This is a genomic window from Oleiphilus sp. HI0128, assembly GCF_001635365.1.
The window spans coordinates 1-10,335 of record NZ_LWGG01001208.1; the positions used below are offsets into that span (position 1 = coordinate 1).

The following is a 10,335-nucleotide window of genomic DNA, read 5'->3' on the forward strand; positions in this document are numbered from 1 at the left end:
TTATCCATACCCTTGAAGCGCTAGTTGTATTATTAATCGGCATCAAGTTTCTAAAGATTAGATCTTTATACAAAGAGGCTTACAGTCACAACTCTCTAGCAGCAACCAGTACCCCTGATTCCGTCCAGCAAACTAAGCACTCAAGAACAGTTGCCGCGCCAGGCAAGGCATCCAAGCCAAAGTCTTTTCTAAAAACGCTTCCCGAACCTGAAGTATTATTTTCAGTAGAAAATGAAAGCCTAAGTTCGAATGAAGCAACGAAACCTATCGCCAAAAAAGATTTACTAAATGATTATATCGATGACTTCTTTTTTGATGCGCCGTTACAAGAAAAGCCCGTAAATAAAGACGCTATTGTTCATAGCCATGTAAAAGATTCATCTAACGATGATGAGTTTATTACGATACAGGAAGAAAATGCTCAGGTAGTTAGAGCTATGGAATCATTGAAGAAGGAAATTGGACTAACAGTTTAAACCTACAGGGTAAACCGCTCAATGCCTTACAAGCACTCGCATAACCTAAGCAACACCTAGCATAGAAGCCCCTCATGCAAACCATTTAGCTAGTCTCTCCGGTGTTAGCAAGAAGCGATGCAATATTTTCTGGGTCATAGCAGCCACAAAAACAAAACATCTCATGTCAGTTTTTTTTACACATAAAGATCAACGATCTATAAGCACAAACTATAACAACCAAGCATTAATAGAATATATAAATAACGGCATAATTCCCGCTTACTTCAGTGAGTGCAAGAACGCACTAAAATTATTCTAAGGGAGTTTACACATGAAAAAACTAAAACCAGCATTAGTCGCTACAATGCTATGCGGCTCATCAGCAGCATTCGCTGTACCATTTAGCTATGACGCGATAGACGTTCCAGAAAGAATCCCTCAAGACGGAACAGCAGGTAACACCTACAGCTTTATCTTTAATACAGTTGGCGCCTCTGGAACCATCGCAGACCTAAATGTTTACATTGATATTGAACACACTTGGATGCAAGACCTAGATATCTTTATCACAAACACTTTTACAGGTACCGAAGTGCAGCTATTCGACCAGTATGGTGGCTCAGGTGATAACCTAGCTCAAGTCACTTTTGATGACGAAGCAGGAACTCATATAAGCACTGTCGCAGCGCCTTTTGGCCCAGGAACCTTCCAGGGCACTGAATTGCTTTCAGCATTTGATGGCGAGTCACTCAGCTCTGTGTGGCAACTTACCATCTTCGATAGATTAGCTGGCGACACAGGTACTCTTAATGCTTGGGGTATCAGTGGTGATACTGCCGACTCTGTGTCAGTAGCCGAGCCAGGTACTCTTGCTTTGCTTGGTCTTGGACTAGCAGGCCTTGGCTTTACTCGTAGAAGAGTTTAAGCATGATTTGCTGCCTCTGCATTAGAGGCAGCAACCTTCCGGCAAACATTGGTAGCTGGCCATTAATGTTGGCCGAATAAACCAGCTCTCAATAAGTAACGCTATACTTTACACCTCTACTTACTTAATCGCCAAGAGCAGTGCTTGTTCAGCCAAATCTTCAATTGATATTTCTCCATCCCGCTTATACCAGGTAGTCGTCCAGCTTAATGCTCCAGTTAAGAAACGACGTAAAATAAAAGTATCCGCCTTAATCTGCCCCTCTGCTTTAGCTTTATCTAAAGCACCTAACCATAGCTGCTCATATTCATCTCTAAGCTTAAGAATATCTCTTTGGTTTCCTTCGTTTAGGCTACGCCATTCATAGACTAGAACAGACATCGCATCCCCGGTAACACCCGTGATGGCTTCGATCTCACAAGTAATTAATGCAAGAACTTCTTCTTTGGCCGAACTTGCTGCAGCGAGTTTGGTACGCATCAGGTGCGTATTATAGATAATCACCTCTTCCATCACTGCTTTAAGTATCTCTTCTTTGGTTTTGAAATGGTGAAAAATACTGCCTGATTGAATACCCACGGCCGCCGCAAGGTCTCTCACTGTCGTGCGTTCATAGCCTTTCACTCGAAATAGTCTAGCAGCCTCAATTAGTAATCTGCCTTTAGCACTTTTTGGATCTGTCATCAGACCTTCTTTTATTAACTCTTTACCATTCATAATTTTTTACACCTATTACAAAAAGACAGAATAGCCTACACACAAGGAAGTTCGGGCTATTTGACCAAGTGCTTGCTTGAGCATTATTTCAGATAAACATCATAACGCAAAATACAGGGTTTACAAACCAAGCGCTTGCTTGGTAAAGTTGACTTGGTGATAGCGTTCCAAATGATTAGAACAACAGACGTTTAATTAGTGAAACAGGTAAACATCATGGCAAGAAGCAGCATACGCATTGGCTGCGCCTCAGCATTTTGGGGCGATACAGAAACCGCAGCAGCTCAGCTAGTTGAGAAAGGTAATATTGATTACCTTGTCTTTGATTATTTAGCCGAGATCACTATGTCTATTATGGCCGGACAAAAAATGAAAGACCCCAATGCCGGCTACGCCTCGGACTTTGTCGAAACCGCTATGGGTCCCTTACTTAAAACAATAAAAACCAAGGGCATCAAAATCATCAGCAACGCTGGCGGCGTTAACCCGCAAGCCTGTGTCGCTGCACTTGAAAAGGTAGCTGAATCCACGGGCCTTGAGTTGAAAATTGCCATGGTCGATGGCGACAACGTACTACCGAAAAAGTCTCACTATGCCAAGCAAGGCGTTAAAGAAATGTTTACCGGTGCAGATATGCCACCAATGTTTGTTAGCATGAATGCCTATTTAGGAGCGCCCGGTATAGCCGTCGCGCTAGATTCTGATGCTGATATCGTTGTCACAGGTCGTGTTGTCGATAGTGCCGTCGTGTTGGGTGCGATGGTTCATGAGTTTGGCTGGGCCTGGAATGACTACGACAAACTGGCACAAGGCAGCTTGGCCGGTCATATCATCGAATGTGGTGCCCACTGTACCGGTGGCAATTTCACTGATTGGGAACTCGTTAAAGATGATTTTGCTGATATGGGCTTCCCTATTGTTGAAATTAAGGACGATAGTTCCTTCTTTGTCACCAAGCCAAAAGATACAGGTGGTTTAGTTTCTGAAGCAACCGTTGCAGAGCAATTGGTTTATGAGATCGGTGACCCTAACGCTTACCTATTACCCGACGTTACTTGCGACTTTACACAAGTCAGATTAAAGCAAGACGGCGCCAATATCGTCCAAGTGTCAGGCGCACTAGGCCGAGCACCGAGCGATCAATACAAGGTATCAGCAACCTGGCGAGACGGTTTCAAGTGCACCGTCACCTTCTTGTTAGCCGGAATCAACGCAAAAGCGAAAGCCCAAGCCGTGGCTGAAGCGATTCTTGAAAAGACTAGCCATATGATCGAGGCTAAGGGCTTGAAGGCCTATTCGGAAAAAAGCATTGAGTTACTGGGCACCGAAACCACTTACGGTGAACAAGGCGCATCTGACCAGTGCCGTGAGATCGTGGTAAAAATATCTGTTGCTAGCCCTGATAAGAAGTCTCTGGTTTTATTTTCCAAAGAGATCGCACAGGCTGCAACAGGCATGGCGCCGGGCATCACCGGTATCGTTGGTGGTCGGCCAACGGTATGGCCTAAGATCCGTTTATTCTCCTGCCTTGTGCCTAAAGCCGACTTGGATGTGAGCGTCAAACTCGGTGAAGAGTCCATTCCTGTATCAATTGATAGCGAAACGTCTTTCGTAGGAGCTGAAGCGACTCAGAATAAAACAACTTTAGGCGAAAACTGTAATAGCTACGTTCCGTTAATCAAACTTGCTTGGGCTCGAAGTGGCGACAAGGGCAATCATTCCAATATCGGTGTCATCGCGCGCTCTGAGGAATACCTGCCCTATATTCGTGAAGCTTTAACTGAAGACTTCGTTGCTGAATACATGTCACATACGCTTGACCCAGAACATGGCAAGGTCAATCGTTGGGACCTTCCCGGCATCAATGCCGTGAACTTTTTACTCGAAAACAGCCTAGGTGGAGGTGGCGTTGCTAGCTTGCGCATTGACCCTCAAGGCAAAGCTTTCGCACAACAATTATTACAAGCTGCCATCCCTGTTCCTCAGGCCTTGGCCAATAAACTGTAGGTAAGATAAATCATGAGTCACCCTTATCAATCAATCTTCAGAGATGACCTATACCAAGACAAAGTATTTATCGTAACGGGCGGCGGCAGCGGCATTGGCCGTTGTACCGCTCATGAGCTAGCAGGGCTTGGCGCGCATTTCATCATTATTGGTCGTAAGCAAGAAAAGCTGGATGCTGTGGTTGCTGAAATCATCGAAGATGGTGGCAGTGCTGAAGGTTTTTCTTGCGATATTCGCGAAGAAGATATCGTCAAAGAAACGGTTAATGAAATCGTTAAGAAACACCCTGTGATATCGGGTTTAGTGAACAATGCAGGCGGTCAGTTCCCTGCCCCACTTACCGGTATTAACCAGAAAGGTTGGGAAACGGTGGTACGCACCAATCTAACCGGCGGCTTCTTGATGGCTAAAGAAGTGTATCTGCAAAGTATGAGTAAGCACGGCGGATCAATTGTCAATATCGTCGCTGATATGTGGGGTGGTATGCCAGGCATGGGGCACTCCGGTGCAGCCCGCGCAGGCATGGTGAACTTCACTCAAACGGCTGCCGTTGAATGGGCAGCGTCAGGCGTTCGTGTTAATGCTGTCGCACCGGGCTGGGTGATCACCAGCGGCATGGATACTTATCCTCCAGCCATGAAGCCTTGGATTCTAGGTTTAAAAGATGCTATTCCATTGAAACGTATGGGAACCGAAGCGGAAATAAGCTCCGTGATCTGCTTTTTGCTAAGTGAAGGGGCAAATTTTATTAGTGGTGACTGTATTCGTATTGATGGTGCCGCCTCACAAGGAGGCCGCGTTGCACCGCTACCCAGAGCGAATAACTCTGAGTCTTATGATGGCTTCCATCGCGCAGAGCTTCCCAAAATTTTCCAAGAGGAAGAAGAATAAATCCCCCTCTCTCGTCATTCCGGCAGTGTCTAAGCCGGAATCCATAACGATAGCGGGGCATGAATAAACATGCTACCCGATTAAATATTTCGGGAATGGCATCAAAATAATACGGATACTTAAATGAGTATATTAGAGACAAGCATCGAAACTTCGTCTGAAGAGTTCCAGGCAAATGCCGAAGCCATGCAAGGCTATATTAACGAGTTTCGTAACGTTGAAAATAAAGTCGTAGAAAAAGAAAATCAAGCGAAGGAAAAGTTCATAAAGCGCGGTAAATTGTTACCGCGTGAACGTATCAATATGCTGTTGGATCGTGGCGCTCCTTTCCTTGAAGTGAGCAGTCTCGCTGGCTACAAGATGCACGATGATAAAGATGGTTCCATGGCCGGTGGCGGCATTATCGCGGGCATTGGGTATGTTGCAGGCATTCGCAGCATGATCATCGCCAGTAACAGCGCCATCAAAGGCGGAACGATTTCTCCTGCTGGTCTAGACAAGACGCTACGTTTACAGGAAATCGCCAAACTGAATAAGCTGCCTATCGTGACACTGGCAGAAAGCGGCGGCGCTAACTTGAACTACGCAACCGACATATTTGTGCAAGGTGCTCGCGGCTTCGCAAATCAAGCACGCTTGTCAGCGCAAGGTATTCCACAATTCACAGTGGTACATGGTAACGCAACGGCTGGTGGCGCCTATCAGCCTGGCTTATCGGATTACACGGTCGTAGTGAAAGACAAAACCAAAATGTTCTTGGCTGGCCCTCCACTACTTAAAGCCGCTACCGGAGAGATCGCAAGCGATGAAGAGTTAGGCGGCGCAGAAATGCATGCGCAAGTTGCCGGTACTGCTGAATTCCTCGCAGAAGACGATGCCGACGGCATTCGGATGATTCGTGACTTAATGAAGAGCGTTCCTTGGAATGAGCAGCTTCCAGCTAAGCCATCTAAAGAGTGGCAAGAACCTCTTTTCAGCCCAGAAGAGCTAATTGGCGTTGTACCAGCAGACAGCAAGCACCCCTACGATGTCCGCGAAATCATTGCCCGTATTGCTGACTCGTCCGATTTTGTTGACTTCAAACCAGAATTCGACAAACAAACCGTTTGTGGCTTTTTGAAAATTCAAGGTCATGCTTGCGGCATCATTGGTAACAATGGCCCGATCACGCCCGAGGGCGCTGCCAAAGCGGCTCAGTTCATCCAACTATGTGAACAGTCCAACACCAGTTTATTGTTCTTCCATAATACCACCGGTTTTATGGTTGGCACGCACTCAGAGCAACACGGTGTCATTAAGCATGGTTCTAAAATGCTACAAGCGGTAGCAAATACCACTGTAGCTAAGCTCACTATCGTCGTTGGCGGTTCCTATGGTGCGGGTAACTATGCCATGTGTGGTCGAGGTCTTGACCCTCGCTTCATCTTCGCTTGGCCGAACAGCAAAACAGCCGTTATGGGCGGCGCACAGGCCGGTAAGGTATTGCGAATCGTCACAGAAGCAAAACATGCAAAAATGGGTAAAGAAGCTGATCCAGCCATGCTCGATGTTATCGAGAAAGCGACTGCAGATAAATTGGACGAGGGTTCAACAGCCTTGTTTGGCACCGCTCGCCTATGGGATGACGGATTAATCGATCCGCGCGACACGCGCAAGGTGTTGGCATTCCTCTTAGATATTTGTGAGGAAGCCAATATGCGTGAACTAAGACCCAGCTCTTTTGGCGTAGCGCGTCTATAAGATGTAAAGCAAAAACTACCAGGTCATTCCCGCGTAGGCGGGAATCTATTGTTTTAGAGCTAAGCCACATAGGTTGATGAATACTAAGAACAGACTGAATATAAAACTAGACAATGGATCCCCGCTTGCGCGGCGATGACGCTGAGTCCGACTATATTCACAAATAATTTAAAGAACAGAGCAAGAACAATGCAATTTACTCAAGAACACAAAGAAATCCGTCGTACCGTTAAGAACTTCGTCGTAAATGAAATCAACCCACATGTTGAAGAGTGGGAGCAAGCTGGCACATTTCCAATGCGAGACGTATTCAAAAAGCTTGGCGAGCTTGGCCTTTTAGGTATTAGCAAACCGACTGAGTTTGGTGGCATGGGGCTCGATTACAGCTATAGCATTGTGGCTGCAGAAGAATTTGGGCTGGCTAAGTGCGGTGGCGTACCCCTAGCCATTGGGGTACAGACAGATATGTGCACTCCTGCTCTAGCACGCTTCGGCTCGGATGACCTACGTAAAGAGTTTTTAGCACCTTCTATTACCGGCGACATGATTGGCTGTATCGGTGTTTCTGAACCTGGTGCGGGGTCAGATGTCGCGGGCCTAAAAACGACTGCCAAAAAAGATGGTGATGATTACATCATCAACGGTACAAAAATGTGGATCACTAACTCGCCAAGTGCTGACTTTATCTGCTTATTGGCGAATACCTCTGACGACAAAGTACACGTCAATAAATCGCTGATCATTGTACCGATGAATACACCAGGCGTTACCGTTGCACCGAAACTAGATAAGCTCGGTATGCGCTCCTCTGAAACAGCTCAAGTATTCTTCGACAACGTTCGTGTACCGCAGCGTTACCGTATCGGAAACGAAGGAATGGGCTTCATGATGCAAATGATGCAATTCCAGGAAGAACGTATGTTTGGTGCGGCAAATATCATCAAAGCTCTGGAACGCTGCGTAAACAGCACTATCGATTACTGTAAGCAACGAGAGACCTTCGGTCAGCCTCTGATTAATAATCAGGTAATTCACTTCCGCTTTGCAGAATTACAAACTGAAATCGAAGCCCTTCGAGCCCTGACTTATCAGGCAGTTGAAGGTTATATCAACAAGCAGGATGTCAGCAAGCTTGCTTCTATGGCGAAGCTAAAAGCAGGCCGCTTGGGCCGAGAAGTAACCGATTCTTGTTTACAATATTGGGGTGGCATGGGTTACATGTGGGACAACGAAGTATCTCGCGCCATGCGTGACGTACGCCTAGTATCTACTGGCGGCGGTGCAGATGAAATCATGCTCGGCATTATCTGCAAGCTAATGGGTATTTTACCCGGCAAGAAGAAGTAAACCCTTCCTCGTCATCCCGGCATTCTTTTTAGCCGGGATCTATTATGTAAATTATTAAATGACGAAGAGATCACTAACTATGACTTTACCAGAAACCGAAACACTATTACTTGAACAGCGAGACCATGAACTGCATATCACACTCAACCGCCCTAAAACTCGCAATGCGATGAGCCTAAAAATGGTTAAAGAGTTAATGGCTGTGTTTGAAAGTATTCAAACACAGGAAGACATTCGTGCAGTAGTATTACGGGGCGCAGAAGGCCACTTCTGCGCTGGCGGCGATATTAAAGATATGGCAGGTGCCCGTATGGCGGAAGGCTCTAAAACTGCTGATCAAAACGACCCGTTCTACGAGCTGAACCGCGAATTTGGACGCATGATTACTTATGCGAATCAGATTCCACAGGTACTCATTGTGGTCACAGAGGGGGCAGTCCTGGGCGGAGGCTTTGGCCTTGCCTGTATTTCCGACGTTGCCCTAACCTCTAGTGACGCAAAATTTGGCTTACCTGAAACCGGCCTGGGTATTCCACCGGCTCAAATCGCTCCATTTGTCGTGACACGCATTGGCTTAACCCAAGCGAGACGTCTAGCCTTATTAGGGTCTTGTTTTAACGGTCAGGAAGCTAAGGAGCTGGGCATTGTTCACGAGGCACATGAAACAAGTGAAGCACTTGAAGAAGCCCTAGAATCAGTACTTAGCCAAGTTAAACGCTGTGCACCAGATGCTAACCGTATCACGAAAGAACTGATACTCGGAGTCGGCAAACAACCATTGGAAGAGTTATTAGACTCTGCAGCCCATTCCTTCTCAAAAGCAGTACAAGGTAAGGAAGGCCAGGAAGGCACCATGGCCTTTGTACAGAAGAGATTGCCTAGCTGGGCAGAGTAGTCAGTTATCATCAAAACAATGGATTCCCGCCTTCGAGGGAATAACGATAAAAAGAGAGTATTAAGATGTCTAAACAAGTGACATTCGAAAAAGTATTAGTTGCAAACCGTGGAGAAATTGCCGTTCGTGTGATGCGTACAGCTAAGTCGCTCGGCTATAAAACCGTTGCGGTTTACAGTGAAGCTGATGCGGGTGCGCCACATGTTCTTAACGCAGACGAAGCGGTATGTATTGGTGCAGCACCAGTAGGCGAATCCTATTTAGTCGCAGACAAAATCCTTGAGGCCGCTAAACTAACTGACGCTGGCGCCATTCACCCTGGCTATGGCTTCTTGTCTGAAAACTGTGACTTCGCCAACGCTTGCGAAAAGGCCAATATTGAATTTATCGGCCCACCTTCTGCAGCAATCGAGCTTATGGGTAGCAAACGTTTATCAAAGATCGCTATGACCAAGGCCGGTGTGCCTTGTATCCCTGGTTATGAAGGTGCTGATCAAGACATTGAGACACTCCTAAAAGAAGCCCAAACCATCGGCTTCCCTATTATGGTAAAAGCCTCTGCCGGTGGTGGTGGACGTGGTATGCGTCTGGTTTTTGAAGAGAGCGAGCTGGAAGCACAAATCAAAACAGCTAGTTCAGAAGCTGAGAATGCTTTTGGCAGTGGTGAGCTGATTCTTGAGCGTGCCGTGATCAAACCTCGTCATATTGAAATTCAAGTCTTCGCCGACAAGTACGGTAATGCTGTTTATTTTGGTGAACGCGACTGCTCTATCCAGCGTCGCCACCAAAAAGTGGTTGAAGAAGCGCCTTCGCCATTTGTCGACCCTGAACTTCGCCAGCGCATGGGTGAAGCGGCTGTACAAGCAGCCAAAGCTTGCAATTACGTCGGTGCAGGGACGGTTGAATTCTTGGTCGACTCAGATAAGAACTTCTACTTCCTGGAAATGAATACCCGTTTACAGGTAGAGCACCCGGTGACAGAGCTGATTACCGGTACTGACTTGGTAGCCTGGCAGCTCAATGTAGCGTCAGGTCAAGTATTGCCCAAGACTCAGGATCAAATCGAACTTAATGGACATGCCATGGAAGTTCGCCTCTATGCTGAAGACCCTGCAAATCAGTTTTTACCTCAAACGGGCCCGGTCCACCTTTGGGAGCCAGCTCAAGGTGACGGTTTACGTATCGATGATGGCATTATAACCGGCCAAACCGTCTCGCCTTTCTATGACCCAATGTTAGCCAAGATTATTGCCTATGGCGCAAACCGTGAAGAAGCGAGACGTCGTTTGATCCGTGCTGTTGAAGAAAGCACCCTATTTGGCTGCACCGTTAACAGTAACTTTCTATGCGAAGTA

9 protein-coding genes are annotated in these 10,335 nt (G+C 46.6%); 8 read left to right on the plus strand and 1 reads right to left on the minus strand.

The window, feature by feature from the left end; translation table 11 throughout:
- Positions 1–476 (plus strand): hypothetical protein (locus A3763_RS28965; protein WP_197483017.1); only part of this gene is annotated, 476 nt, incomplete at its 5' end.
- A 313-nt stretch (positions 477–789) separates the two neighbouring features.
- A complete protein-coding gene (locus tag A3763_RS20445) occupies positions 790–1,383 on the plus strand; it encodes a proprotein convertase P-domain-containing protein (protein WP_068634215.1) in 594 nt (197 codons plus the stop codon).
- A gap of 120 nt (positions 1,384–1,503) precedes the next feature.
- Here A3763_RS20445 and A3763_RS20450 read toward each other — a convergent pair whose 3' ends face one another.
- Positions 1,504–2,100, minus strand: a complete 597-nt coding sequence (locus tag A3763_RS20450; protein ID WP_068510446.1) for a TetR/AcrR family transcriptional regulator — start codon at positions 2,098–2,100, stop codon at positions 1,504–1,506.
- 216 nt (positions 2,101–2,316) lie between these two features.
- Between A3763_RS20450 and A3763_RS20455 the strand changes: the two genes are divergently transcribed.
- The 6 genes from A3763_RS20455 to A3763_RS20480 form a co-directional block, all read left to right on the plus strand.
- The gene (locus A3763_RS20455) at positions 2,317–4,107 is read left to right on the plus strand and encodes an acyclic terpene utilization AtuA family protein (protein ID WP_068554051.1); all 1,791 of its coding nucleotides are present in this window, start codon (positions 2,317–2,319) and stop codon (positions 4,105–4,107) included.
- A 12-nt stretch (positions 4,108–4,119) separates the two neighbouring features.
- The gene (locus tag A3763_RS20460; RefSeq protein WP_068634216.1) at positions 4,120–4,998 is read left to right on the plus strand and encodes an SDR family oxidoreductase; all 879 of its coding nucleotides are present in this window, start codon (positions 4,120–4,122) and stop codon (positions 4,996–4,998) included.
- Positions 4,999–5,121: 123 nt separating this feature from the next.
- Positions 5,122–6,738, plus strand: coding sequence for an acyl-CoA carboxylase subunit beta (locus A3763_RS20465; RefSeq protein ID WP_068510441.1), 1,617 nt, complete (start codon positions 5,122–5,124; stop codon positions 6,736–6,738).
- Between the two features lie 189 nt (positions 6,739–6,927).
- Positions 6,928–8,085 carry an acyl-CoA dehydrogenase family protein gene (locus A3763_RS20470; protein WP_068510438.1) on the plus strand — a complete coding sequence of 386 codons (1,158 nt, stop codon included), beginning with the start codon at positions 6,928–6,930 and terminating at the stop codon, positions 8,083–8,085.
- Between the two features lie 79 nt (positions 8,086–8,164).
- Positions 8,165–8,980, plus strand: a complete 816-nt coding sequence (locus A3763_RS20475; protein WP_068634026.1) for an enoyl-CoA hydratase/isomerase family protein — start codon at positions 8,165–8,167, stop codon at positions 8,978–8,980.
- Between the two features lie 65 nt (positions 8,981–9,045).
- Positions 9,046–10,335 (plus strand): acetyl/propionyl/methylcrotonyl-CoA carboxylase subunit alpha (locus tag A3763_RS20480; RefSeq protein WP_068760414.1); only part of this gene is annotated, 1,290 nt, incomplete at its 3' end.